Below are 24,383 nucleotides of genomic sequence, written 5' to 3' on the forward strand. Positions count from 1 at the left end.
CCTCCGTTGATCAGAGCTTTGGTTCGCCAAGCCCGGACAGCCGTTCCAGATGCTTGACGGTCGCGATGAAGTCGGTCTCGCCATCGCCCTGAGCAACCAGCGAGCCATAGGTCTCGCGCACCTGTGCAGCGAGCTGGAGCGGTACGCCGACGGCGTGGCCGGCGCCCAGGATGAGATCGAGATCCTTGGCCATCTGCTTGCACGAGAAGGTGGACTCGAAGTCCCGCGTCCTGAGCGGCGCAGTCTTGTACTTCACCATGGGCGAGGCGACCGCGCTGTCGTCGAGCACCTTCAGAATGTCGTGCCAGGCGATTCCGCCCTTGCGCGCGAGCGCGAGGCTCTCGGCCATCATGGCGGCCGACACCGCGATCATCAGGTTAACCGCGAGTTTTGCGTAGCGTGCTTCCTCGCCGGGCCCGAGATAGGTTTGCGCGCGGGTGAAGGTTGCGAACAGCGGCTTTGCGGCTTCGAAGACGTCCTTTGGGCCCGAAACGAAGCAGGTCAGCGCGCCCGTGTGGACGATGCTGGCGTTGCCGGAGACCGGCGCACGCAGATAGGCGACGCCGCGCGCCCGTGCGGCGGCGTCGACCTCAGCGGAGGCCTCTGCGCTGACCGTGCTGGTCTCGATCAGCACGGCTCCCGGCGCCATCGCGCCGATGAGGCCGGTTGGGCCGAGCATCGCAGCGCGTAGCGCGGCATCGTCGGGCAGGGAGGTGATCACCGCAGCCTGGCCGCTGACCGCGTCGGCCGGCGACGCCGCAACAGGGATGCCCAGTTCACGCGCGGCAGCGATACGAGCCGCACTTGGATCGAAGACGGTCACGGCATAGCCCGCCTTGGCGACGAGCGCCGACATCGGCAGGCCCATCTTGCCGATGCCGATGAAAGCAATGTTTTTCGAAGCGTCTGTCATTCTTGTTGTCCGTTGGCACCTTTAGGCGGCGCGTCCCTGTCGTTCGATTTCCTGCACCAGCCGCCGCCCGGATTGCGCGAGCATCTCCTTCTTCCGCTCCAGCCCGTCAACCAGCAGTCTGCCGTTCCGCTTCTTCCAGACGCCGCCGATCATCACCGCCTCGATGTTGGCAAGACTGGTCTGCATCACGACGGTGGCGACGGGATCGTGAACCGGAAAGAGATTGAGATCGGAGGCATTAATGACCACGAGGTCGGCCAGCTTGCCCGGTGTGAGCGAGCCGATCTGGCTGTCGCGGCCGAGCATGCGGGCGCCCTCCAGCGTGACCCAGCGCAGCGCCTCTCGCGCCGGAATTGTCGTCGTCGCCGGAATGGTGCCGCTGGCCTTGCGCGACTCGGCATTGTCGAGCGCCCGCTGCATCGATAGCGCGACACGGGCGGCGGAGAAGAGATCGCCGGCCAGCACGGATTCGAGATCAATGCCAATCGTCGGCCGGACGCCGCGCTTCAGGAGCCGGCCGGTGATCGGAAAACCGTGACCCTGGATCATCTCGTTTTCCGGCGTCACCGAGAACGACGCGCCGAGATCGACGAGGCGTTGCAGGAGGTCGTCGGAAAGGTCGTTGCCGTGAACGATGTTGACATTGGCCCCGACGAGGCCGGCTTCGATCAGCTTCTCCCAGCCGCCGGGCGTCCTGGCCGGACCGCCGCCCTGGTGCATCGAGGCGATCAGGCCAGCCTCCCGCGCCAGGCGGAAATCGTGCATGGCGACGTCGAGGGTCGAATAGTGCGGGCCGAGGACGGCAAGTCCAAGCGTGACGAGTCCGTTACGATCGGCGAGGGGGCCCGTCAGCAACCGCTCGACCTCGCGGCGCGGATGCGGGATCTCCGAGAAATGCGGCTCGCCGGGTTTTGGCTCGGGTTTCGGCGAGCCGTGGAAGAACGCGGCGCGGATACCGCTCTCGATCAGGCCGCGCACGGCGGCGTCGGTGTGGTCAGGCGTCGGATTGTTGTGGCACCAGTCGACCAGCGTCGTGGTGCCGCAATTGATCTGATTCAGTGCGCCGACGAGCGTTGCGATGTAGATGTCGTCGGGCCGGAACACGGTTGCCAGCCCCGCATGCATGCGTCGGAAATACTCGAGCAGCGTCCAGTTCGCGGCAAACCCTCGCAAGCCCGTCTGCCAGGTGTGCATATGGGCGTTGATCAGACCCGGGATGACGATGCGTCCGGTGCCGTCGATGACATCAGTCTCGGCCGTTCCGCTGCCAAGCTCGATGCCGGGGCGCACGTCAATGATCCGGCCGCCCTCGACCAGCACGTCGCCGGCACGGAGATCGCCAAGCGTATCATCCATGCTGATGATGGTTGCCGATTTGATCAGCGTGCGCCGCATCGCTTCAAGCCGCCGCTTTGGTTGCGGTCGGCGGCTCGCCCGCCCAGGCGCGCGCGATCAGGTCGCGGATGGCGTTGCGCTCGAGGGGGCGCGGATTCCAGTAGGCATTGGTGACCGCGAGATCCGCCGCCTTGTCAACGCCGCCCTCGGGCATGCCGATGTCGCGCAGGGCCAGCTTTGCATGCAGCCGCTTGGCAAGGTCGTAGAGTCCCTGCGATGCGTCGGCCGCGCCGATCGCGCGTGAGATCCGCATCATCGCATCGGGTACCGCGGGCGCGTTGTAGGCCAGCGCATGCGGCAGCACGATGGTGTGCGTCTCGGCATGCGGCAGATCGAAGGTGCCGCCGAGCGTGTGGCAAAGCTTGTGATGTAGCGCCATGCCGACGGTGCCGAGGCAGACGCCGCAGAGCCAGGCGCCATAGAGCGCCTCGGTGCGGGCCTCGCGGTCATCGCTCTTCGCGGCAATGGCGGGGAGGGCACGTGCGAGAGCGCGGATGCCTTCCTCCGCCATTAGCGAGGTCACGGGATTGGCGTCGCGCGCGTAAAGCGCTTCCACCGCATGCGCGATCGCATTGATGCCGGAGGTCGCTGCAAGGCCGACCGGCAGCGTCAAGGTCAAGTCGACATCGTAGATCACGGTCTCCGGCAGCACGGCCGCATCGCGCACCGTGGTCTTGAGGCCATTCTCGGTCTGGCCGACGATCGGCGTCATCTCCGAACCGGCATAGGTGGTTGGAATGCAGAGCTGATTGACGCCGGTGCGTAACGCCAGCGCCTTGCCGAGGCCCGTGGTCGAGCCGCCGCCGAGTGACACGACGCAGTCCGCCTCGCAGGCCTTCATCGCCGTGAGCGCCTTCGCGGTGACCTCGACCGGTGTGTGCATGGTGGCGCCGGCAAAGAGGCCGGCATAGAGCGGACCGAGTGCAGCGCCGAGGTTCTTGCCTTGCGCTTCCTGCTGCGGCGTCGTCAGCACCATCGCGCGCTTGCCGCCGAGCCGCTCGACCTCGGCCTTGGCCGCCGCAAGTGTTCCGCTGCCGAACACGACGCGGCAGGGGAGGTTTTCAAAGGTGAACGAACCGATCATGTGCCGGTCTCTTTGATGGGATAATCGACCTGGAAGCGGCCGATCCGCAAGTCGCCGAGCGCCTCGCGCACGCGCAGGTGCTCCGGATGGTTTGCATAGGCCTGCAGCGCGGCGCTGCTCGAGAATTCGGAGAACAGGACGACATCGCAGGCGTAGTCGACATCGCTGACGTCGAGGCCGACCTCGATGTGGGTGAGGCCGTCGATCAGGCCTTTGAGGCCCTCGAAAAGGGTTTTGACCTTGAGCCGGGCCGCGGAGCGCTCCGCAGGCGTCTCCCCGCGCAGCCGCCACATCACGATGTGCCTGATCGGGCCCGACATTTCCTGATTTCCTCGCCACTCATATTGCTTGTTGATGCGCATTTTGCCTTGCAGAAATCGGAAATAAAGGCCAAAAATCGTAAGTCTCTTTTCCGATTCATGCAAAAATGGACCGCCTTCTCCAGCTCGAGGTCTTCGCCAAAACGGCCGAACTCGGCAGCCTGTCCAAGGCCGCCGAAACGTTGCGGATGTCGAATGCGGCCGCGAGCCGTCATCTCAGCGCGCTGGAGGAGAGGCTCGCGGTCCGCCTGATCGAGCGCAACACGCGCCGGCAATGGTTGACGGAAGCAGGACAAGAGCTGTTGCAGCGTTGCAGCACGCTGTTGAACGAGCTCGCCGAGGCCGAAGACGCCGTCTCGGACCGTGCGCTGTCGCCGAAGGGCATGCTGCGTGTCACGAGCTCGCTGTCGTTTGCGATGATCTATCTCGCGCCGATGCTGCCGGCGTTCCGCGCGCTCTATCCAAAGCTCAACGTGCAGATCATCACCGCCAACCGCTATCCCGATTTCATCGAGGCGGGCATCGACGTCGCGATCCGCACCAGGGAGCACGAGCCGGACTCCAATATCGTCGTCCGTCGCATCGGCCAGATGCGGCGCGTGCTGGCGGCAGCACCGTCCTATCTCGCCAGGCAGGGACGGCCTGAGAATCCGGCAGATCTCGCCCGCCACGACATGCTGATCTACAACCTCGCCAACGATCCCTATTCGCTGCGGCTCAGCAAGGACAATGCGGCCCAGACCATCCGCATCGCGCCGACGCTCGACAGCAATGACGGCCAGGTGATCCGCGGCGCTGCGCTCGCAGGCCTCGGCATCCTCATCCAGCCGCTCTATATCGTGCAGGGCGACATTTCCTGCGGCCAGCTCGTACCGCTGTTGATGGATTGGGAGCTGCCCTTGCTCACCATGAACATCGCCTACCAGAACCGCGTCAGATTGCCTGCCAAGATCAGAGTGTTTTCCGACTTCCTGGTCAATCACATCCGCGAGCACTCGCCGGCGGGGATCTGGATGGACGCAAAGGAGCGCGCCCTCGATTCGTCAGGCGCGATATAAAGCACGATAAGCAGCGTCCCATCTGTGCTCGCTTGCGTGCCTGCCACAAGCGAGTGGCGCCGGTTTGGCGCCACTCCTTTGTCCGCGGCAAGCACTGATCAGCAAGCACTGATCAGAACGAGCAGCCATAAGTCGTGAGGGAGGCCTTCGTCGCATCGATGGTCTGCTTGCAAGCCGACTCCATGGTCGCCTTCGTCGACGGATTCTTGGCGAGATCGGTCCACGTCTTGCGCATCTGGTCGATCTGCGACTTGTACGTTGCGCGCTGCTCCGCAGGAATCTTGGAAGTGATGCAGGCGTCGTATTTGGTCAGAAACTCGTCGCAGACGGCGATGCCTGTGCCCTCCGCGTGGGCCGCCGTGACGCCGGCGAGCAAGGCGAGGCCCGTGATGCCCGGCAGTATCCGCCGCCAGTTCGCGCTCGAACCCGCCGCGGCCTTCGATGTTGCTTGACGCATATCTCTCATTTCCTTGTCACAACTCAGTAGTTTCGAACGCCGGCGTGCGCCCGGATTCGCCTTGTCTCCTCCGATCGATGCGCCAGACATCTCGCACCGGCAAATGGTCGGCGTTGCGGATGTAGAGCAGCTCGAGCGATGAGTATTCAGAGGCAAGACCGGGCACTATCTGCCGGCGGCGAACGAATGTTCCGTCAATCGGGCGAGATTGTGGGTGATGACGCAGTGACAATTGCGCAGGGCGCGACATCGTATGGCGAGCCGCGACAACGCAGTGTCGCGGCAAGAGAGCCGATGCACTAGGTGGTGGTGCGCAGGTCTGGGGCTAGCGCGCTCGCGGGAACGGCAGCAATTGACCAGCCAGCGTCGCGCCGCTGGCTGCGATGGCTGCCATCACAAGCGCCCAGACGACGAAGAGCCGATGACCGATCAGCACGCCGCTCAGGAGCGGTGCGGTGATGTTGGCGCCCGACATCAGCGATTGATTGAGGCCCATGATCATGCCTTGTCGATTGATCGCGGTGCTGCGCGACAGCTCCGCCGTCAGCGTGCTGCGGGCGAACATCGTGCCGACGATGATCAGCGTCAGGAATAAGGCGAGCAGGCTGTTGCTGTTTCCGATCGCGAGGCCGGAAAATCCGAGCGCCATGCACGCGAACGCCAGCAGCACGATGCCACGGTCGGATGCAAAGCGGTTCGCGCGCGTAATCAGCAGACCTTGAACGACCATGTTGATGAAGCCGGCATAGGCGAACACCCAGCCGAGCTCGCGCGCGCCGAAGGGATGTCCGTCCCACGAGAACCGCGCCGACAGGAACAGGCCGATTTGCGACAGGAACATCGAGTTGACGAAGAAAAACACGATCAGGAGACCGAGCACCCGCCACGCATGACGCATGCCGACGATCGCACGCGTCACCTTCGCTTGGGGAACACGGTGATGATAGAGCGGCTCGGAGGCGGGATGGTCGGGCGGCAGCAGGGCGACGGTTGCCAAAATGCTGATGAACGATAGTGCCGCGGCGGCCCATACCGGCGCGGTGTCACCGTAATGGACGAGAAAGCCGGAGAGCGCCGGCCCCAGCAGCAGCCCCGTTCCGATCGCTCCGCTGGTCATCCCGAGCGCCTGCTTGCGCGTCGACGGCGCGCTGTGCTCGGCCGCATAGGCATGCGCCACCGAGATATTGCCCGAGGTCAGACCGTCGATGATCCGGGCGAGAAAGACCAGGGTCAGGTTGGTTGCAAGCGCGAGCAGAGCAAAGCCGACGAACGTACCGATCTGGCTGACGAGCAGGACCTTGCGGCGGCCATAGCGGTCCGAGAGCATGCCCACCACTGGTCCGGCTACGAGCTGGCAGACGGCGTAGGCCGAGATCAGCATGCCCAGCACGAACGGTGTTGCACCGAGCCGCTGCGAGTAGAACGGGAGCAGGGGCAGGATGATCCCCAATCCCGTGGCATCCACGGCCACCACGACAAAGGTTGGCACGAGCGACAGGCTGCTCTCGCCCTGCAGCGTGTGGCCGGCCTCTGTCGTGGAACCCGCGCTCATGGTGCGTCGGTCTCGTTCGCTTTCCCGTGATCAGGTGCAATATCCCGGCCTATATAGTTGTCACCTAATAGTTTGCATCCTATCTAATTTGCATGGCTCCCTCGCAGTCGCATATCCACGCCGAGATTGGCCGGCTGATTGCGCGCCTTGGCCGCATCTGGCGTCGCGAGTCGGACCAGGCGCTGTCGGATCACGGCCTGTCCTATGCGACCGCGATTCCACTTCTGGTGCTGTCGCGGCAGGGAACTTCGGTGCGGCAGGGCGTGCTCGCCGAGGAATTGGGGATCGAAGGACCCTCGCTGGTGCGGCTGATCGATCTGCTCGCGGCCGATGGTCTCGTCGAGCGCCGCGAGGACCCGACCGACCGGCGTGCCAAAACGCTACACCTCACAGCAACAGGCGACGCCAAGGTGGAGGAGATCAACCGCGTATTGCGCCGGGTGCGGGCGAGCCTGCTCAAGGATATCGGAGCGGAGGAACTTGCGATAACCTTCGCGACGCTCCAGCGCATCGAGCAGCGCGCCAGCCGCCTGCATGACGCGAAGACTGGTTCAGAGGCGAAATAGTCATGCGCGCTGATGAGCCGTTCCTGGTCCGCCACGCGGACCTCATCTTCGCCTTGAAGACGTTTGCCGCGTCGATGCTGGCGCTCGTTATCGCCCTATGGATGGATCTGCCGCGGCCCTATTGGGCGATGGCGACCGTCTACATCACCTCGCAGCCGCTCGCCGGCGCCACCAGCTCCAAGGCATTCTTTCGCGTCATTGGGACGCTCGTTGGAGCCACGGCGACGGTGGCCATGGTGCCCAATCTCGTCGACGCGCCGGAACTGCTCTGCCTCGCCATCGCGGTTTGGGTCGGTCTTTGTCTTTACGTCTCACTGCTCGACGGCACGCCCCGCAGCTATCTCTTCATGCTGGCGGGCTATACGGTTGCGTTGATCGGCTTCCCCTCTGTCTCCGACCCCGGAAACATCTTTGACACCGCGCTTGCGCGCGTGGAGGAGATTTCGCTCGGCATCATCTGTGCGAGCCTGGTCTCGACCGTCGTGTTTCCCCGCAGCGTCGCGCCGGCCGTCGCGGCGCGTGTCGACAATTGGCTCAGGGACGCGCGCCGCCTCAGCCACGACACATTGCTCGGTCGCGGCACCGACGAAGCCCGCCGCGCGCTCCGGCTGCGCCTTGCCACCGACATCGTCGAGATCGACACGCTTGCGGTCCATCTCGGTTATGACCGCCTGGCGGACGCCGAGGCCGTGACCGGCCTTCGTGAAATCCGCGTACGGATGCTGATGCTCTTGCCGGCGATCGCCTCGATCGAGGATCGGCTGGCCGCGCTCGGCGAACGGGGTCTCCAGGCGCAGCCCGAGCTCAAGCGCCTGCTTGGGGATCTCGGCACATGGGTTTCGGAGGACGCGCGGCTGCCGCCCGAGCCGATCCGCGCCACGATCGAGGCGCGGCAGGCGGCGCTCGACGGCAACGCCTCCTGGGAGCGGATCATCACGACCAGCCTCCTGTCGCGATTGCGTGAGCTCGTCGATCTCTCCTGTGACTGCCGCGCGCTCAGCGAGGCGATCGCCGCCGGCCGCAGGATTTCCACGGTCGATCTCGTCTTCCATCCTGAGGCTGGTGCTGCAGCCGTGCGTCATCGCGACCGCGGCCTCGCGCTGTGGTCGGCGGCCGGTGCGGTCATCGCCATCCTGATCTGCTGCGCCTTCTGGATCGGGACCGGCTGGCCGGATGGCGCATCGGCGCCGATGATGGCGGCAGTGGCCTGTTGCTTCTTCGCCGCCCAGGACGATCCCGCGCGCTTCATCCGCAGCTTTGGCTTGTGGTCGCTGGTCGCGATCGTCGTGGTCGCGATCTACCTGTTCGCGCTGGTGCCCGCGATCTCCCATATCGAGGTCCTGATCGTCGCGCTGGCGCCGACCTTCCTGCTCTATGGCCTCCTGATCGCGCGGCCCGCGACGACCGGCACCGGCATGGCGCTCGCCGCCAATACGGCGACGCTGCTCGCGCTGCAATCGACCTATAGCGCGGATTTTGCCGCCTATGCCAATTCCGCGCTTGCCTTCTTCGTCGGTGTCGGCATCGCCGAGCTCGTGACCCGGATCGCGCGCGGGGTGGGAGCAGAGTGGGTCGCCAAGCGCCTGGTGCTATCGAGCTGGAAGACGCTGGCGGTCGCCGCCGAGCGCCGCGGCAAGCATGATCGCGCGGAATTCGCAGGTCTGATGCTGCACCGGATGGGATTGCTCGTGCAGCGTATCGCCTTCGTCTCGGAGGCCGACCGTCGCGACACCGAGAGCCTGGCGCAGCTCCGCATCGGGCTCAACATCATACACCTTCGTCGGGCTCGCTACGGCCTCGCTGCATCCACGCTCTTCGTTCTCGACGACATGCTGGATCAGCTCGCTGCCGCATTCCGTCACTATACCGGCGCCGGCATGCCACCAGAGCTGCTCGCGCGCATCGACACCGCGCTCGCCGCGGCCGTCGAGGATCCGAACCCGCAGGCGCGGGAGGACGCCCTGCTCGGGCTCGTCGGCATCCGGCGCGGGCTGTATCCGCAAGCACCCGCCTATCGCCCGCAGCGAGGGGAGAGCTTTGCGGCATGAGGTATGAGATCGACATTTACGGCGTGCTCGTGCCGGCGCTGCTGCTGTGGCTGATCGTGGCCTTTGCGATCAGTGCCGTCTTGCGCCGGCTGATGCAGCGCTTCGGCCTCTACCGGCTGGTCTGGCATCGCGCGCTGTTCAATTTCGCGCTGTTCGTCTGCATTCTCGGCGGCATCGTGTATCTTTCGGAGTTTCTGCCATGAAGGGGAATTTCGCCTGGCTCGGCCGGGTTGCCTTGACGCTGCTTGTCGTCGTTGCGGCGATCGCCGTCGGCCGCGGGCTTTGGGCCTACTACATGGAGGCGCCGTGGACGCGCGACGGGCGCGTCCGCGCCGACGTGGTCCAGGTAGCGCCCGACGTGTCAGGTTTCGTGACGGAGGTTCTGGTCAAGGACAACCAGAAGGTCCATCGCGGCGACGTCTTGTTTCGCATCGATCGGGAGCGCTTTGCGCTGGCGTTGCAACAGGCCGACGCCGCGCTTGCCGGCCACCGCGCCACGCTCGACCAGGCCAATGCCGACCTGAAGCGTTACAGCGCGCTCACTACCGACGCTGTTTCGCAGCAGAAGCAGGAGCAGGTGCTTGCCACGCAGTTGCAGGCCAAGGCGGCCTACGATCAGGTGGTCGCCGACCGGGCGGTGGCCCAGCTCAATCTCGATCGCAGCGACGTGCGGGCCTCGGTAAATGGCATCATCACCAACATGGACTTGCGGCCGGGCGCGTATGTGACGGCAGGAAAGGGCGTGATGGCGCTCGTTGACACCGACACGCTGCATGTCGAAGGCTATTTCGAGGAGACCAAGCTTGCGCGCATCCGCATCGGCGACAAGGTGCAGGTCCGCCTGATGGGCGAGCCCGCGAAGCTCACCGGCCACGTCGAAAGCATCGCGGCCGGGATCGAGGATCGCGACCGCGCCGCGGGCGCGAACTTGCTCGCCAACGTCAACCCGACCTTCAGCTGGGTCCGACTGGCCCAGCGCGTTCCCGTACGGATCGCGCTCGACGAGATCCCGGACAATATCGCACTGGTCGCCGGCCGCTCGGCGACCGTGGAGGTGCTGAACTAGAGCATGATCCGGAAAAGTGTGAAGCGGTTTTCCCTCGCGACAAACGCGGAACGCGTTTGCGCGGAGATCATGCTCAAACAACAAGCTACCAGGTCGCGGTGAAGGCCTTCTGAAGCTCGGCAGGCGCCGTGACGCCGCTCGCGATCAGGAGCTGGGTGAGAACGCGCGCCTTCTGCGGGTTCAGGTCCTCGGACACGACGAAGCCGTTCTTGTCGTCGTCGACCTCGACATTGCGCGTGACGAAGCCCGAGCGGACCCGCGTGGCGCGGACGACGATGATGCCCTTCTTGGCGGCCGCCTCGAGCGCGTCGAGCGCGGGCTTCGACGTGTTGCCGTCGCCGACGCCTGCCAGCACGATGCCCTTGGCGCCGTGCGAAATCGCGTCCTCGATCGGAATGGCGTCCATGTTGGCGTGGGAGTAGACGATCTCGACGCGGGGCAGAGGATCGCTTGCCGGCAGCGCATAGGTCGTGCGCTTCGCACCCGCCTGCGCCAGGAAACGAACGCCGCCGGCGGTGTCGACATAGCCGATCGGACCGTCGTTGGGCGACATGAACGTCTCGACGCTCGTGGTGTTGGTCTTGGTCACCGAGCGGGCGCTCTGGATCTTGTCGTTCAACACGGCCATGACGCCCCGCCCGCGCGAACGCGGATCGGCGGCGACCTGGAAGGCTTCATAGAGATTGCCGGGGCCATCCGCGCTGACCGCCGTAGCGGGCCGCATTGAGCCGACGATGACCACGGGCTTGTCGCCCTTGACCACGTTGTCGAGGAAGAACGCGGTCTCCTCCAGCGTATCCGTGCCGTGGGTGATGACGACCGCATCGGCCTCGTTCTTGTCGAACGCCTGCTGGATGCGCTGGGCCAGCGCAAACCAGACCTTGTCGTTCATGTCCTGCGATCCGATCGACGAAATCTGTTCGGCATTCACGCTCGCGAGCTTGTCGAGGCCCGGGACCGAGGCGACCAGTTGCTCACCGGTGATCTGGCCGGATTTGTAAGCGCCTGCTGCCCGTGGATCGGCTTGACCGGCGATGGTCCCGCCGGTCGCGAGCACGAGAACGCGCGGCAGATTGTCGGCGGCATATGCGGCCGTATTGATCGTGAATGATGATGCCGCCAGCGCGATCACCGGAATGGAGAGCATCGCGATCAGGCTTTGCCGGCGGCTTGCCGATGTCAGGGTGTCGTTCGTCATTGAAATGATCTCCCGTCAAGGCTTCGATGCCTGAATGGTCCCGCCAGCACCCATCATGTTTTCCATCCCGCGACATTTTGTCAATCGATGATTGCCTTCCGGGATCGACGCGCGTCGCGACAACGGCGGCTGCGGCATGTCGGGATACGACAGCACGACGTCCTCGAACGGGATCGATGATCCATTTGCCGGCCAAAACCGTGCCCTCGTTGCGCATCCCGGCCTTTGTGGGCTAACTGGCACGAGTTGTCGAAAGAGCAACGCCCGCCGCGGAGGAAGCATCGATGTCATTGGACAATCACAAGACCGGCGCAGCCGGCGCATCCAACATCGACATCGCGACGCTGCGGGCGCGCTATCGCGACGAGCGCGACCGGCGTTTGCGGGCCGAGGGCAAGGCGCAATATGTCGAGGTGACCGGCGAATTCGGCCACTATCTCGACGACCCCTGGGCCGACCCCGGCTTCACGCGACAGGCGATCAGCGAGGAGACGGAGGTCGTCGTTGTCGGTGGCGGTTTCGGTGGCCTGTTATGCGGCGCGCGCCTGCGCGAGGCCGGCATCGACGATTTCCGCATCGTGGAAAAGGCCGCGGATTTCGGCGGCACCTGGTACTGGAATCGCTATCCGGGGGCTGCCTGCGACACCGAGAGCTACATCTATCTGCCGCTGCTGGAAGAGACCGGCTACATGCCCGTGCGCAAATATGCACGCGCGCCCGAGATCTATGAGCACTCGCGCCGGATCGGCCATCATTTCGGCCTCTACGAGCGCGCTCTGTTTCAGACCGTCATCTCGCGGATGGAATGGCGGGAAGAGGAGGCGCGCTGGCTGGTGGAGACTGATCGCGGCGACAAGATCCGTGCGCGTTTCGTCATTCTCGCCGGTGGCCCGCTCAGCCGGCCGAAGCTGCCGGGCATTCCTGGCATCGAAATGTTCAAAGGCCACAGCTTTCACACCAGCCGCTGGGACTACGCTTACACCGGTGGCACCGCGGAAGGTGGCTTGAGCGGGCTCGCTGACAAGCGCGTCGGCATCATCGGCACTGGCGCGACCGCCGTGCAATGCGTGCCGCACCTCGGGCGCGCGGCCAAGGAACTCCACGTCTTCCAGCGCACGCCATCGGCGATCGGCGTGCGCGACGACCGTCCGACGGATGATACCTGGACCAAGAGCCTGAAGCCCGGCTGGCAGCGCGAGCGCATGGACAATTTTACGGCGGTGATATCAGGCGAGCCGTTCGAGGAGGATCTGGTGCAGGACGGCTGGACCGGTCTGCTCGGCGAAATCCTGCTCGCGCCGCGCCGTCAGCCGGAGCCGGTTACCTCGCTCGAGCAGGCGCTCAAGGTAATCGAGCAGGCCGACTACCGGAAGATGGAAGAGATCCGCGCCCGCGTCGATGCCGTGGTGAAGGACCCCGCGGCGGCCGAAGCGCTAAAGCCCTGGTACAAGGCGTTCTGCAAGCGGCCGTGCTTCCACGACGAATATCTCGACACCTTCAATCGCCCCAACGTGCATCTCGTCGATACGAAGGGCCATGGCGTCGAGCGGATCGCGGAAAACGCCGTCGTCGTCGACGGCAAGGCTTATGAACTCGACTGCCTGATCTACGCCAGCGGTTTTGAGGTCGGCACCGATTATGCCCGCCGCATGGGGTTTGAGCTCCATGGCCGCGGCGGCCTCAGCCTGACCGAGCGCTGGCGCGAGGGCGTGAAGACAATGCACGGCTTTTACAGCCGCGGCTTTCCCAACTGCTTTCTGATCGTCACCGTGCAGGCCGGCCAGAGCGCCAACTTCCCGCACATCATCGACGAGCAGTCGCGCCACATCGCCTATGTGATCAAGGAAGCACGCAAGCGCGGCGCGCGAACGCTGGAGCCGACGCTGGCTGCCGAGAATGCCTGGGTCGAGGAGGTCGTCAAGGCCGCGATCGGCCGGCAGACCTATCTCGCCGAATGCACGCCCGGCTATTACAACAACGAAGGCGTGTTCGATCCGATCGCCGCGCGCAACAGCCAGTATTGGCGCGGGCCGGTGGCGTTCCTGCGGCTGCTCGACAAGTGGCGCAAGGAGGGCAATCTGGAGGGGCTGGAATTGACTTATGTGACCGCTGCCGAGCCCGGCAGCTCTCCGGTGCCGGCTTGAGCGGCGTGCCCCCGACGCTCAGCGGCGCGACGCGGCTCTATGTCATCGTCGGCGATCCCATCGCCCAGGTGCGCTCGCCCGCAGGGCTCACGGCCGCTTTCGCCGCACGTGGTCATGACGGCATCCTCGTCCCCGTCCAGGTCGCGCCTGCCGACTTGTCCGGTTTCCTTGCGGTGGCGACGCGGCTGAAAAATCTCGACGGCATCGTCGCAACCATCCCGCATAAGTTCGCCTGCTATCAGGCCTGCGCCAGCGCCACCGACCGCGCGCATTTTCTGCGCACCGTGAACCTGATGCGCCGCCGCGCGGATGGCGGCTGGCACGGCGACATGGTGGACGGGCTTGGCTTCGTCGGAGCGGCGCGTGCCAAGGGGATCGACCCTGAGGGGATGCGCTCGCTGCTGGTCGGTGCCGGCGGAGCGGGCTCGGCGATTGCGCTCGCGCTGGTCGAGGCCGGTGTCCGCGAGATTGCCGTTCACGACGCATCAGCTGAGCGGCGCGACGTGCTGATCGAACAACTCAACAGGCTCGGCAAGGGCCGCGCGCTGGCCGGCTCAGTCGATCCCACAGGTTTCGATTTCGTGGCCAACGCCACGCCCGCCGGCATGGGCGAAGGCGATCCGCTGCCGGTCGACGTCGCAAGGCTGGCGCCGTCGACCTATTGCGGCTGTGTCATCACCAAGCCGGAGGTTTCGCCCTTCATCGCAGCGGCGCGAAAGGTCGGCTGCGTCACGGCGACCGGCACCGACATGTATCAGCAGCACCAGAGCATCATGGTGGACTTTCTGCTCGGCGGATGACCTCGAGAATGTCAAGCGTCGAGCCGCGCGTTGTTTGCGCGCGGCGGGGCTTGACGATCGGAGCTGGCGTAGGATCATGCCGTGAAGGCGGGCGAATGCCGGCCGTCGGTTGGTTGCGAGCAGGGCGCATGCCCCGAACAGAGGAACGAAAATGAACAGGGGCAGCATCATTGCAACGGCCGCGCTCGGCGCGATCGCACTGTTCGCACATCTCGGGGCGGCCGGCGCCGCGCAATGCGGCAACGGGCCCGGCGGCTTTGAAGGCTGGAAGCGCGCGTTCGGCGAGGAGGCCCGTGGCAAGGGCATCGGCGCGACCGGCATCGGCGCGTTGATGCAGACCAATTACGCGAGCGCGACCATTGCGGCCGATCGCAGCCAGCACAGTTTTTCGCTCTCGCTCGACCAATTTCTGGCCAAGCGCGGCGCCTCGACCATCGTGGCGCGCGGGCGCTCGCTGAAGCAGTCGCAGGCCGCCTTGTTCGCTTCGATCCAGCAGCGCTACGGCGTGCCGCCGGGGCCGTTGATCGCGATCTGGGGGATGGAGACCGGCTTTGGCAGCCAGCGCGGCAACCAGAACATGCTGTCCTCGATCGCGACGCTCGCCTATGACTGCCGCCGGCCGGAGTTCTTTACTGACCAGCTCTATGCTGCCCTGAAGCTGATTGATCGTGGCTCAATGTCGCCTGGGCAGCGCGGCTCCATGCATGGCGAGGTCGGCCAGACCCAGTTCATGCCCAAGAACATCCTGGCCTATGGTACCGGCAATCTCGATAACGCCGCCAATGCGCTGAGCTCGACCGCGAATTTCCTAAAGGCACATGGCTGGCGAGCAGGAGCCGGCTACCAGCCGGGCGAGCCTAACTTTGCGGCGATCGAAGCCTGGAATGCCGCCGGGGTCTACCAGAAGGCGATCGCGCTGATGGGGCGGCAGATCGATGGGGAGGGGGGGCGCTAAACATGATCCGGACCCGAAGGGCCGCGTTAGCGCAAAGTGCGCAGCGGTTTTCCGAAAAGATCATGCCAAATGAGCGCGCCCCGTCTCAATAGTGTGACGTCCGATAGGCGTCGAGCGCGTGCGCTGCAAAAACGCCGATGCTGCAAAGGGCGAGGAAGGCGGAGATCAGCTCGATCATAGCTCGTCCTCCCGCGGAGGCAGCGCGACGAGGTATTGGCCGCAGGAATAGTCCCAGATCAGGTCGAGGAAGAATTGCATGGTGGCCGTCCCTGTATGATTTTGACAGCCACCATAATGGACAGTCTGTTTCGAGCGTGTTTCGTGGGTTCGGGGAAAGGGTTTCGTCGGAACCGTTCAGGACGCCGCAGGCGGCGCGGGCCCTCGCACACCCGTTAACCACGCGATCGCAGGTTGCATCGCCGGTTGGGGAGCGCTTGCGGCTCTCCTGCAGAGATGGTCAGCTTGTTCCGGGGAAACGGCTGGAGGACAATATGAAGAAATTGCTTTTCACGATCGCGCTGCTTGCGGGATTTTCAGCGACACCTGCGCTGGCGCAGCAATCCAAGGTCGGCGACTGGACCATCGAGAAACGCTCGCAGGACACCCACTGCAACGCGAGCCGCGGCTACAAGGACAAGGACGACGAGAACCGCGACTATGTGATCGTGCTGTCCTACTCCGACAAGGCGATCGTCATCGTGATGATCTATGACGGCTGGGAGTGGGACAAGGTAGGCGAGATCTTGAAGGCCGATTTCGCCACCGACGACGCCGACATCATGAAGAGCGCCAAGTGGGAGGTCATGGACAAGACCACCGTGCGCGGCATCTTCGAATTCAACCAGTCGATCCTCGACAAGCTGTCGAAGGCGAAGCGCCTCACCGTCGATTTCGAGGATGATGATGAGGACAGCATCGAGATGCAGATCCCGCACGCGGGCGAGGTGCTAGGCGCGCTGAAGTTCTGCGAGGAGAACAGGAAGTAGGGGCGAGGGCGGATTCGTCGCGTGATGTCATCGCCTGACCTCACGGCGCCGCAAAGGCACGCGGATGATTCCGTCTAGAATGACCTCGAAGGCCGCTCCCGCGTCAAGAAAAGCCGACATTGAGTGATCACATCAGGCTCATCCGCCTGGAGCTTCACTGGGCCATTGCCCGGGTGTTGCTTTTGCGAAGTCTGTCGAGGTCCTCATCAATCGATAGAGCCATGGGCGTATTGTACGGAGTCATCCGATACGTCTGCAAAGCTGGTGTGGCCGCAACCAGTGCGGGCCACGCTGCCTCCGCCTGGACGGAGTGGCCGGTACGGACCTGTGACGACAGCCAGATCGCCTTGCAGACGCCCAGCGCAGGTGTTCGATCCATACATTCGCGCGCATATCGCAGCGCATTTTCATAATCCTGCACGGAATAGCGCAGCCTTGCCGCTACGATGGCGTAATGCGGTGGGCGTAGCGGGCTCCAGGAGACCGCCTTCTCGAAGGCTTCAATAGCTGCTTGGGTTCGACCGGCATGGTGCTGTGCGACGGCGAGGGCGAGCCAATTGTCCGGATCGCCAGGGCCGAGTTGAGTCGCCCGCTCGGCCGCGCTCACTGCTGCTTCGGGGTTCTTGCTCGAGTCGATCGCGATGGACAGCACTCGCCACGAGCTGGCAAGCAGCGGATCCAGCGCAGTCGCGTGCTCGATATCAGCGATCGCCTGCGGCAAGTCCTGACGACTGAGCCCAGGATCGTGATGGCCAAAGATCAACAATGTCTTCGCCTGTCCGAGATGCGCCCATGCGGGGGCGTAGTTCGGATCAAGGCGGACCGCCTGTTCCAGCTCCTGCCGCGCCTGGCGAAGGCCCTCAGGACTCGGCGCAATAGTCAACGCGATCGCGCGCAGCACGCGCGCGTGCGCATCAAGCGAGGCTGGCGCACGGTTCCGTAACACGGTCCGGTCCGACTCGCGCACGGTTGCACCGAGTGAGGCGCTAATCCGCGAGATCAACGCCTCGGTAACGTCGGGCAAGTCGTGCGCGGTGGGCTCGAACCGGCCGCTCCAGACGATGCTACTGTCGCCGGAAGCGATCAGTTGCACGTTGAGCTGCAGCCGGTCGCCGCGCCTCTCCGCGCTGCCGTCCACGAGGTAGCGAGCGTGGGTCATCGCAGCGATCTGCGCCGGGGACAGGTTCTTGCCGCGAAGCTCAGCTGTGGCGAGGGTTGAGACGATATGCAGGTCGGGGTTGCGCGCAAGGTCGCTGGCAATCATGTAGGCTAATCCGTTGCCGTCCGGACTGCTTTCGCCAGAGGCGTTGAGCACGCGCAAAGGCAGAACTGCAACATCGGCCACCATCCTGTCGTGTGCGTCGCGGCGCCCGGGGGTTGCCCCGGGGAGTAGAAATTGCCAGGCCAGCACGATCGCCACTACCATCATCGCAACGGCGGCGGCCAAGCTATAGAAGCTCCGCACATCGCGCGGTGCCGTGTCGGTCGCGTCGACGATCAGAAGGTAACCACGTCGTGGCATCGTCCGCACGACTTGCTGCCGGGTGTCACCGAGGGTGCGCCGGATCTCGACCACGCATTGCACAAGCGAATCGTCGGTCACCGAAACGTCCGGCCAGACTCTCGCACTTAGATCGCGCTTTGTAACCAGCTCTCCGTGCCGGCGCGCCAGTTCGAGCAAAACTGCCAGAGCCTGAGGCCGCAGCTCAACGGCTTGGCCGTGCTGGTCAAACAACTGCGCTTGATCCAAATCGAGCGTATATCCGTTCAGCCGCAGGCAGGCCATGAGCATGCCTCCCACCATCCATCTTAGCGGACCGGCAAGTGCGCCTCAAGGCAACGGCAAAACCTGATTTCGTCTTTCATCGTCCTTTTTCGTCCTGTCTCACCACAGACCTGCGCTACATTGACAATGAGGGCCGCTGCCCTGAGCCAGCGGTAACCCGAGAAGCTGCAACGCAACAAATAAACGGGCGCGGAGTGTCTCCGGAGCGAACAGCAGGGGGCAATCTCTTATTTTTTTTAAGGAGATTGCAAATGAGGAAGATATTTTCGATGGCTCCCATCACGGCGGCGACGCTGATCGTGCCGCTAGTCTGGCATTTCGTGGCGCACGCGCACGATCATAGTCGCCCCGAACTCAATAGCTGGTTCGAGAGCCTCAAAAGTGGCAAGGGGCCATGCTGTTCCGACACCGACGGCAAGGCGCTATCCGACATCGACTGGGAGGTGAGAGAGGGCCACTACCGCGTGCGCATCGAGCGCCAATGGTGGGACGTACCGGAGGCCGCCGTGATCAAGGAGCCGAACCGCGCCGGTAGGACAATGGTCTGGCCCGTCTACTATTGGGTGCTCGGCGGTAACCTGCGGCGCATCGAAATTCGTTGTTTCATGCCCGGGGTCATGATGTGACCGATTAGCGTTTTCGAACGAAAGCCTGTTCCACAACTGGTAGTCCATTGTTGCCGCTGATCCTTTGAACCCATGCGGGATTTCCGGGACTCAAGTGAAGTGGTTCACATGGTGCGTCCGTGGTCGGGCTGCGGTGCGTACGGAATTCGTGGAGGAAGTATCTCTAATCGAAGAGGTGACCCCATGAGAACCCAGTTCTTGATTGTGACCGTCGCTGCCGCCATCGGACTCGTGGCGACTAATCACGCAAATGCGTGCAGATTGCATCTTCCACCTTTTGAACTTGGGGACTTCCCGATCACCCGGCGGCACCAAGTAGCTCTGCTCGCAGCGGCCCAAGTGGAGGAGAGTACGGTAACGCCAACGCTAATGTTAGCTGGCATCCCCGGCGCCATGCTCGCGCACGATCACAATCGAGCCGATCTGTCGAAGTGGTTTGAGAGGCTCCATGACCGAAAGGGGGATTTGTGCTGCGATGGTAGCGAAGCGATGCATTTGTCGGAGGTAGACTGGGAGATTGACGGCAACCATTACCGCGTCCGCGTGCCGACAACGTCTAGGGGCTTCGAGCGCGCGATGGCCGGCGCCACTAACGTGGAAACCGAGTGGGTTTACGTACCCGACAAGGCCGTCATCGACGAACCGAACAGGGCTAACGTGACACTGGTCTGGCCGCTGTACGGCCCGATGGGTGTGAGCGTTCGCTGCTTCATGCCGGGAACGATGGCGTGAAGCGGACGGCTTGTGTTGCGATCCCGCAATCCTAATTGGCGCTTCGAGCTAGCGTGAACTCCATCTCGGCGACCTTCTGCTCGCCCACCCAGGTCTGCAGTACCCAGGTGCCGGGAACGGCTTCCCAGTCGTCGTCGAGGCTGTAGCCGTGCAGCACAGTGCTGCCGATGGCCCAGCGCTCGGTGACATCGCTGCGAGAGAAGACCTCGCCCGTGCGCGGATTGCGCATGCCGCCGGGTGGGAAGATGGTGATGCTCCGGACCGGCACGAGCGCTCCATCCGGTTCGCCCGTGAGGCGATATTCATAGCCAAAGCGAATGCCCTTGCGCGCCGGAACCGTCGTGGTGCTCGGCGTGAATTGCCAGGCGACGCGATCGATCGTTCCACTCGGCGGTCCCGCTGATTTGTCGGTGGCGAGGACCCTGGCCTCGTAGATCCCGAACTGCGGGATGTCGGCGCCCGTGACCGTCGGCAACTCGGCAGAGCCCGCTTGCGAGAAGACTGCGAGCACGAGGGCTGCCGTCCACCAAACATATCCCCTCGTACGAAGAGCCCGCATTAATGCTGTCCACGGATTGCTAGATACCGAGCCTTTGTCGGGGCGATCAGGTTTCAAGTTCGGTGGAAATCGCAGGTTCTTCGCCGAGTTGCCAGCCGATGGCGGCAATACGTGACGTTACGATGCGGCATATTGCACATTAAGCTTGCGAAGGACCTGAACGCGTTACGGCGCACGATCGAGTCGCGAAATCGACAAGACTTGTCCGTTGGTGGCTGGAACAAACTTGTTGGCGACCAGCCCGGCGTCGCTTTCAGGCTCCAGCAGTGCGACGGCAAGGCCCGATAAGGGCTGATTGAATGGAATGAAGACATCGTCCGGCGTCAAAGCGATATCGGCCTTCTCCAGCGCAAAAGTCCCCTTGATGATCGCTCCGGCACCTGTGTCGTCGCCGCGCACATCTTCCTTCGCTCCCGAAGTAACGTCGGTTGCCCGATAGTGATCGCCTGGAACCACCGCAGCAGTCGCAACGAGCTGAAAGGTCAGGCCAGCCCGCTTGATCGCGTCGATGGCCCAGGTGTTGTCACGGCTGATGAGATAGCCCGCTGGTCGGGGGCGCGTCAGCGCCGGGTCGATCTTCAGCGCCGAGACCCACGTTACCGTGACGGGTTTATCCGCACCGGTCTTGGGATCGACGAACACCATCTCACGCGATTCGGGATGTCCATGCGCGACGACGACGACGGGCTTGTCGGACGTGGTGGCCTCGATTGAAGCCTGCTTCGACAACTGCATAAATGCGCCGGGATCCTTGGCCGCTAGTTGCAGGATGGCTTCGGCCGCAACGACATGCGTCTCGACCCGCCGCGCCAGATGCGCGCGCCCAAGCCCCACACCGCGGGTTTCCAGCAGGAAGCTGACGGCATTGCGCAAGCCGGCGACGTTGCGCCCGGTATCCGGTCCGATCCCGCCCATCGCGACGGGCGAGTCGCGACGACTGCCGTCGGTCGTGTGATACCAGTCATGCGTCAGACCGTGCGTATCGAAGGCCTGCAGGATCGCCGGAAGGAAAAGCTGGGATTCGGCCTTCTCCAGGCTCGGCGGAAGATTGGGGACCGTGGCGTATTGGATCATCGCGTCGATGCGTTGGACGCCGCCGACTTTCTCGACCCAGCGGCCGCCCACGGTGAATTCGTGGCAATCCAGCACGAGTTGCGGATGGAATTGGTTGAACAGAGCGCCGATCGTCTGGATTTCCGGGGTTCGCAGCAGCGTATGATCCCGGTTGGGGTCCATGCCGTTCGCCAGTCCGCGGACAAACGCGTCAGCGCCATCCGGATTGGCGCGCGGGACGATGATGACGTCGATCGCAGCGAGGAGATCGGCGAGATCGCCGGCGCCGAGGCGCTGCGCTAGAACCAGGGCCGCTTCACCGCCGGCAGGTTCATTGCCGTGCTGCTGGCCGATGATGAGAACCACCGGCTTCGCTCCATTGCCTAACGCGTTCTGATCGCGGGAGAAGAACAGAACGGGGAAGACGCGTGCTTGCTGGGAGCGGGCGCCAATCTCCATCCGCATGGCCGGCGACTTGGCCGCGAGCGCCTCCAGGAAGGCCATCAACTCGCTATGCGAGGTGAAATCCTGCTTTCCGGGCGCAAAGGCCGGCGTGGTGTAGTGCACCTCCGCATCGGGATAGCGCGCGGCGACCTCCGGAGCCTCCTGATAGACGGATGCGGGATTGAATCCCGCAAGCGACAAGGCGGAGGAGGCCAGAAAGACTGCGGCGGCGAACGAGCCGCGGACATAGCGCCGATAAAACATTGATCACCCCCAGCGACATCGCAACTCTAAAGCAATTGCAGCAGCAGGGCGCCGGGTGATGCGCAGGACATTATCGGTGGTATCGCTGAATAAATTGAAGAATTTCGATGGCTGGGGAACCTGGATTCGAACCAAGACAAACAGAGTCAGAGTCTGTTGTGCTACCGTTACACCATTCCCCAACGGAATTGCCTAACAAATTCAATAGTTTATTGAACTGTCGGGCGGCGGCCGGAGGCGCGCGCGGCGCAAATCACGGCTCAGGCGTGGTGGGTTTCTACCCGCTCGCCTCTGGGCTTGCAAGCACTGCTGTGGAGGGGATTTTCGCTGGCGCGAAACCAGGCGATCGAAACCGCGGCCGGCGCGGGCAGCCGAGGCGGGGGTGCGCGCGACGGTTTGCCCCATCTTCAAAGCCTGATACCGCGGTCGGGACGTCGTCTCCTCAATCGTCCTCAGGGCAGGCAAATCGCAGAAGGAGACCCGTGATGCCCTATGTCGATGGTTTCGTGCTCGCCGTGCCGAAGGACAAGGTCGACGCCTACAAGGCGCTGGCGCGAACGGCATGCGAGGTCTGGATGGAGCACGGCGCGCTCGACTATATCGAGTGCCTCGGCGACGACGTTCCCTACGGTGAGGTGACCTCGTTTCCGCGCGCGGTGATGGCGAAGGAGGACGAGATCGTGGTGCTGTCCTGGATCGTCTACCGCGACCGCGAAAGCCGCGATGCCATCAACAAGAAGGTGATGGAGGATTCCCGACTGAAGAACGCCGGCATGCCCTTCGACGGCAAGCGCCTGATCTTCGGCGGCTTCGAAACCTTTATCGAGGCGCATCGCGCGGAGTCGGCCTGACCGTCGGCAAAGGTCAGGCGAAACGCGCAACGAGCGCGAAAGCGTGTTCGCGATTGCGACGGGCATAGTCCATGTGCCAATGCCGCATTGTGCAATCGCGTTTCACCTTGCCGGTTCCAGAGTGGCATGCCATCCTTCGCGCGCCAGGAAAATCAAATGGAAGCAGGCCGCTCGCCGAAGCTTCCAAGCCTTAAAAATCTGGTCGGGGAAACCCTTTGGGAGGTGTGGTTCATGGCATTGAAGCTCACTACGCGGCTGCTTTGCGCGGCCGCGATGACCGTTGTGCTTGCGGCAGGCGCGCAGGCTGAGGACAAGGTCGTCAAGATCGGAGTCATTTTGCCGATGTCCGGCAGCACGGCGTCGATCGGTGCGCATGCCAAGGCCGCGCTCGAAGTCGCGACCGACATCATCAACAACGCCCATCCCGAGCTCGACAAGCTGCCGCTTGCCAAGAACGCCGGGCTCGCAGGCCTTGGCGGCGCCAAGGTCGAGATTGTCATCGCCGACAACCAGGGCAGCCCGGCCACCGGGCAAAACCAGGCACTGCGTCTGATCACGGAAGAGAAGGTGGTCGCGATCCTCGGCGCCTACCAGTCCGGCATTACGCTGACATCGAGCGCGATTGCGGAGAAATACGGCATTCCATACCTGACGCCGGAATCGGTCGCCGCCAATCTCACCGAGCGCGGCTTCAAATGGTTTTTCCGCACCACGCCGATCGCGCCGGATTTCGTTCGCATCTACGACGAATTCTTGACCGACATGAAGGCGGCCGGAGCGAAGACTGACACGATCGCGCTGGTCCATGACAACACCGAATACGGCACCTCCGTCGCCAACACGATCACCAAAGGCTTCAAGGAGAAGGGACGCACCGGTGTCATCGACGTCGCCTATGCCGTCAACGCCACCGACTTGCAGGCGCAGGTGCTTCAGCTCAAGGAAAAGAAGCCCGACGTCGTGCTGATGATCTCCTACACGTCGGATGCGATCCTGTTTGCGAAAACCATGCAATCGCTCGACTACAAGCCGCCGATGCTGCTGGCTGACGATGCCGGCTATTCCGATCCGTCCTTCATCAAGGCGGTCGGAAAGCTCTCGCAGGGCGTGTTCAACCGCTCGTCCTGGGCCGTTGGCCCCGCCGGCTCGCCCAGCGCCGTCATCGCCGACATGTACAAGAAGAAGAGCGGCGAGGAGATGGAGGACACGGTCGGGCGCGAGATGCAGGGCTTCTTCGTGCTGGTCGACGCCATCGACCGCGCGGGCTCGACCGATCCTGCGAAAATCCAGGCGGCGCTGAAGGCGACCGACCTCAAGCCCGAGCAACTCATCATGGGCTACAAGGGCGTGAAGTTCGACGAGAAGGGGCAGAACGTGCTGGCGTCGGCCTACATCATCCAGCTTCAGGACGGCGAGAATTATGTCTCGGTGTGGCCGAAGGGCAATGCCGAGAAGGCGCCGGTGATGCCCTACAAGGGCTGGTGACGATTTCGGAGGCGGGACCGGCGGTCCCGCCTTTTTTGTCG

The 24,383-nt window shown here is 63.8% G+C and carries 23 protein-coding genes and 1 tRNA gene; 13 read left to right on the top strand and 11 right to left on the bottom strand.

All coding sequences use genetic code 11. The annotated features are described in order from the left end of the window. Positions 1–10: 10 nt before the first annotated feature. The 4 genes from YUU_RS0118360 to YUU_RS0118375 are packed head-to-tail and all read right to left on the bottom strand — an operon-like array spanning position 11 to position 3,712. Positions 11–913: an NAD(P)-dependent oxidoreductase gene (locus tag YUU_RS0118360; RefSeq protein WP_027523715.1), complete on the bottom strand. Its 903-nt coding sequence runs from the start codon at positions 911–913 to the stop codon at positions 11–13. A 21-nt stretch (positions 914–934) separates the two neighbouring features. Next, positions 935–2,308: an amidohydrolase family protein gene (locus YUU_RS0118365; RefSeq protein ID WP_027523716.1), complete on the bottom strand. Its 1,374-nt coding sequence runs from the start codon at positions 2,306–2,308 to the stop codon at positions 935–937. Positions 2,309–2,312: 4 nt separating this feature from the next. Continuing rightward, complete coding sequence (locus YUU_RS0118370; RefSeq protein WP_027523717.1) at positions 2,313–3,392, bottom strand: maleylacetate reductase; 1,080 nt, start codon at positions 3,390–3,392, stop codon at positions 2,313–2,315. Beyond that, on the bottom strand, positions 3,389–3,712 hold the full coding sequence (locus YUU_RS0118375; protein WP_027523718.1) for a Dabb family protein: 324 nt from the start codon (positions 3,710–3,712) through the stop codon (positions 3,389–3,391). The genes YUU_RS0118370 and YUU_RS0118375 overlap by 4 nt, the downstream gene beginning before the upstream one ends. Positions 3,713–3,819: 107 nt before the next feature. Here YUU_RS0118375 and YUU_RS0118380 point away from each other — a divergent pair, with 107 nt between their 5' ends. Further along, positions 3,820–4,770, top strand: a complete 951-nt coding sequence (locus YUU_RS0118380; RefSeq protein ID WP_027523719.1) for a LysR family transcriptional regulator — start codon at positions 3,820–3,822, stop codon at positions 4,768–4,770. Between the two features lie 112 nt (positions 4,771–4,882). Here the strand turns inward: YUU_RS0118380 and YUU_RS0118385 are convergent, their stop codons facing one another. After that, the gene (locus YUU_RS0118385; protein WP_027523720.1) at positions 4,883–5,227 is read right to left on the bottom strand and encodes a hypothetical protein; all 345 of its coding nucleotides are present in this window, start codon (positions 5,225–5,227) and stop codon (positions 4,883–4,885) included. A gap of 325 nt (positions 5,228–5,552) precedes the next feature. Continuing rightward, positions 5,553–6,779: a tetracycline resistance MFS efflux pump gene (locus YUU_RS0118390; RefSeq protein ID WP_027523721.1), complete on the bottom strand. Its 1,227-nt coding sequence runs from the start codon at positions 6,777–6,779 to the stop codon at positions 5,553–5,555. A gap of 92 nt (positions 6,780–6,871) precedes the next feature. On the opposite strand from YUU_RS0118390, the gene YUU_RS0118395 reads away from it, so the two are divergent. Genes YUU_RS0118395 through YUU_RS0118410 form a run of 4 tightly spaced genes read left to right on the top strand, consistent with a single transcriptional unit; the run spans position 6,872 to position 10,459 of the window. Next, positions 6,872–7,345 carry a MarR family winged helix-turn-helix transcriptional regulator gene (locus tag YUU_RS0118395; RefSeq protein ID WP_027523722.1) on the top strand — a complete coding sequence of 158 codons (474 nt, stop codon included), beginning with the start codon at positions 6,872–6,874 and terminating at the stop codon, positions 7,343–7,345. 2 nt (positions 7,346–7,347) lie between these two features. Beyond that, the gene (locus tag YUU_RS0118400; protein ID WP_027523723.1) at positions 7,348–9,393 is read left to right on the top strand and encodes an FUSC family protein; all 2,046 of its coding nucleotides are present in this window, start codon (positions 7,348–7,350) and stop codon (positions 9,391–9,393) included. After that, the gene (locus tag YUU_RS0118405) at positions 9,390–9,596 is read left to right on the top strand and encodes a DUF1656 domain-containing protein (RefSeq protein WP_027523724.1); all 207 of its coding nucleotides are present in this window, start codon (positions 9,390–9,392) and stop codon (positions 9,594–9,596) included. The genes YUU_RS0118400 and YUU_RS0118405 overlap by 4 nt, the downstream gene beginning before the upstream one ends. Beyond that, positions 9,593–10,459, top strand: a complete 867-nt coding sequence (locus tag YUU_RS0118410) for an HlyD family secretion protein (RefSeq protein WP_027523725.1) — start codon at positions 9,593–9,595, stop codon at positions 10,457–10,459. The genes YUU_RS0118405 and YUU_RS0118410 overlap by 4 nt, the downstream gene beginning before the upstream one ends. 85 nt (positions 10,460–10,544) lie before the next feature. Here the strand turns inward: YUU_RS0118410 and YUU_RS0118415 are convergent, their stop codons facing one another. Continuing rightward, complete coding sequence (locus YUU_RS0118415; protein WP_027523726.1) at positions 10,545–11,657, bottom strand: asparaginase; 1,113 nt, start codon at positions 11,655–11,657, stop codon at positions 10,545–10,547. 284 nt (positions 11,658–11,941) lie between these two features. Here YUU_RS0118415 and YUU_RS0118420 point away from each other — a divergent pair, with 284 nt between their 5' ends. The 4 genes from YUU_RS0118420 (at position 11,942) to YUU_RS0118445 (ending at position 16,542) form a co-directional block, all read left to right on the top strand. Beyond that, entirely contained in the window at positions 11,942–13,801 is a 1,860-nt protein-coding gene (locus YUU_RS0118420; RefSeq protein WP_027523727.1) for an NAD(P)/FAD-dependent oxidoreductase, read from the top strand. A 5-nt stretch (positions 13,802–13,806) separates the two neighbouring features. Then, positions 13,807–14,601, top strand: a complete 795-nt coding sequence (locus YUU_RS0118425; RefSeq protein WP_027523728.1) for a shikimate dehydrogenase — start codon at positions 13,807–13,809, stop codon at positions 14,599–14,601. A 151-nt stretch (positions 14,602–14,752) separates the two neighbouring features. Continuing rightward, positions 14,753–15,556: a lytic transglycosylase domain-containing protein gene (locus tag YUU_RS0118430; protein ID WP_027523729.1), complete on the top strand. Its 804-nt coding sequence runs from the start codon at positions 14,753–14,755 to the stop codon at positions 15,554–15,556. 491 nt (positions 15,557–16,047) lie between these two features. Then, on the top strand, positions 16,048–16,542 hold the full coding sequence (locus YUU_RS0118445; RefSeq protein ID WP_027523730.1) for a hypothetical protein: 495 nt from the start codon (positions 16,048–16,050) through the stop codon (positions 16,540–16,542). A 154-nt stretch (positions 16,543–16,696) separates the two neighbouring features. Here YUU_RS0118445 and YUU_RS55115 read toward each other — a convergent pair whose 3' ends face one another. Then, positions 16,697–18,334 (bottom strand): winged helix-turn-helix domain-containing protein, encoded by a 1,638-nt coding sequence (locus YUU_RS55115; protein WP_198031775.1) that lies wholly within the window; start codon positions 18,332–18,334, stop codon positions 16,697–16,699. Between the two features lie 245 nt (positions 18,335–18,579). On the opposite strand from YUU_RS55115, the gene YUU_RS0118455 reads away from it, so the two are divergent. Next, positions 18,580–18,954 (top strand): hypothetical protein, encoded by a 375-nt coding sequence (locus YUU_RS0118455; RefSeq protein WP_027523732.1) that lies wholly within the window; start codon positions 18,580–18,582, stop codon positions 18,952–18,954. 183 nt (positions 18,955–19,137) lie between these two features. Further along, positions 19,138–19,686 carry a hypothetical protein gene (locus YUU_RS0118460; RefSeq protein WP_051389784.1) on the top strand — a complete coding sequence of 183 codons (549 nt, stop codon included), beginning with the start codon at positions 19,138–19,140 and terminating at the stop codon, positions 19,684–19,686. 31 nt (positions 19,687–19,717) lie between these two features. Here YUU_RS0118460 and YUU_RS0118465 read toward each other — a convergent pair whose 3' ends face one another. The 3 genes from YUU_RS0118465 to YUU_RS0118475 form a co-directional block, all read right to left on the bottom strand. Then, positions 19,718–20,245, bottom strand: a complete 528-nt coding sequence (locus tag YUU_RS0118465) for a DUF3859 domain-containing protein (protein WP_084801475.1) — start codon at positions 20,243–20,245, stop codon at positions 19,718–19,720. 165 nt (positions 20,246–20,410) lie between these two features. Beyond that, a complete protein-coding gene (locus YUU_RS51095; RefSeq protein WP_051389785.1) occupies positions 20,411–22,006 on the bottom strand; it encodes a M14 family metallopeptidase in 1,596 nt (531 codons plus the stop codon). Positions 22,007–22,114: 108 nt separating this feature from the next. Continuing rightward, positions 22,115–22,188: transfer RNA gene (locus YUU_RS0118475), tRNA-Gln, on the bottom strand. A gap of 303 nt (positions 22,189–22,491) precedes the next feature. On the opposite strand from YUU_RS0118475, the gene YUU_RS0118480 reads away from it, so the two are divergent. Further along, positions 22,492–22,857, top strand: coding sequence for a DUF1428 domain-containing protein (locus YUU_RS0118480; RefSeq protein WP_027523735.1), 366 nt, complete (start codon positions 22,492–22,494; stop codon positions 22,855–22,857). Positions 22,858–23,088: 231 nt separating this feature from the next. Next, a complete protein-coding gene (locus tag YUU_RS0118485; protein WP_027523736.1) occupies positions 23,089–24,342 on the top strand; it encodes an ABC transporter substrate-binding protein in 1,254 nt (417 codons plus the stop codon). Positions 24,343–24,383 lie beyond the last annotated feature (41 nt).

The organism is Bradyrhizobium sp. Ec3.3, assembly GCF_000472925.1.
Classification (GTDB): Bacteria; Pseudomonadota; Alphaproteobacteria; order Rhizobiales; family Xanthobacteraceae; genus Bradyrhizobium.

Coding starts and splice junctions, on each gene's coding strand:
- YUU_RS0118360 (WP_027523715.1), bottom strand. CDS start 913: ATGACAGACGCTTCGAAAAACATTGCTTTCATCGGCATCGGCAAGATG.
- YUU_RS0118365 (WP_027523716.1), bottom strand. CDS start 2,308: ATGCGGCGCACGCTGATCAAATCGGCAACCATCATCAGCATGGATGAT.
- YUU_RS0118370 (WP_027523717.1), bottom strand. CDS start 3,392: ATGATCGGTTCGTTCACCTTTGAAAACCTCCCCTGCCGCGTCGTGTTC.
- YUU_RS0118375 (WP_027523718.1), bottom strand. CDS start 3,712: ATGTCGGGCCCGATCAGGCACATCGTGATGTGGCGGCTGCGCGGGGAG.
- YUU_RS0118380 (WP_027523719.1), top strand. CDS start 3,820: ATGGACCGCCTTCTCCAGCTCGAGGTCTTCGCCAAAACGGCCGAACTC.
- YUU_RS0118385 (WP_027523720.1), bottom strand. CDS start 5,227: ATGCGTCAAGCAACATCGAAGGCCGCGGCGGGTTCGAGCGCGAACTGG.
- YUU_RS0118390 (WP_027523721.1), bottom strand. CDS start 6,779: ATGAGCGCGGGTTCCACGACAGAGGCCGGCCACACGCTGCAGGGCGAG.
- YUU_RS0118395 (WP_027523722.1), top strand. CDS start 6,872: ATGGCTCCCTCGCAGTCGCATATCCACGCCGAGATTGGCCGGCTGATT.
- YUU_RS0118400 (WP_027523723.1), top strand. CDS start 7,348: ATGCGCGCTGATGAGCCGTTCCTGGTCCGCCACGCGGACCTCATCTTC.
- YUU_RS0118405 (WP_027523724.1), top strand. CDS start 9,390: ATGAGGTATGAGATCGACATTTACGGCGTGCTCGTGCCGGCGCTGCTG.
- YUU_RS0118410 (WP_027523725.1), top strand. CDS start 9,593: ATGAAGGGGAATTTCGCCTGGCTCGGCCGGGTTGCCTTGACGCTGCTT.
- YUU_RS0118415 (WP_027523726.1), bottom strand. CDS start 11,657: ATGACGAACGACACCCTGACATCGGCAAGCCGCCGGCAAAGCCTGATC.
- YUU_RS0118420 (WP_027523727.1), top strand. CDS start 11,942: ATGTCATTGGACAATCACAAGACCGGCGCAGCCGGCGCATCCAACATC.
- YUU_RS0118430 (WP_027523729.1), top strand. CDS start 14,753: ATGAACAGGGGCAGCATCATTGCAACGGCCGCGCTCGGCGCGATCGCA.
- YUU_RS0118445 (WP_027523730.1), top strand. CDS start 16,048: ATGAAGAAATTGCTTTTCACGATCGCGCTGCTTGCGGGATTTTCAGCG.
- YUU_RS55115 (WP_198031775.1), bottom strand. CDS start 18,334: ATGCTCATGGCCTGCCTGCGGCTGAACGGATATACGCTCGATTTGGAT.
- YUU_RS0118455 (WP_027523732.1), top strand. CDS start 18,580: ATGAGGAAGATATTTTCGATGGCTCCCATCACGGCGGCGACGCTGATC.
- YUU_RS0118460 (WP_051389784.1), top strand. CDS start 19,138: ATGAGAACCCAGTTCTTGATTGTGACCGTCGCTGCCGCCATCGGACTC.
- YUU_RS0118465 (WP_084801475.1), bottom strand. CDS start 20,245: ATGCGGGCTCTTCGTACGAGGGGATATGTTTGGTGGACGGCAGCCCTC.
- YUU_RS51095 (WP_051389785.1), bottom strand. CDS start 22,006: ATGTTTTATCGGCGCTATGTCCGCGGCTCGTTCGCCGCCGCAGTCTTT.
- YUU_RS0118480 (WP_027523735.1), top strand. CDS start 22,492: ATGCCCTATGTCGATGGTTTCGTGCTCGCCGTGCCGAAGGACAAGGTC.
- YUU_RS0118485 (WP_027523736.1), top strand. CDS start 23,089: ATGGCATTGAAGCTCACTACGCGGCTGCTTTGCGCGGCCGCGATGACC.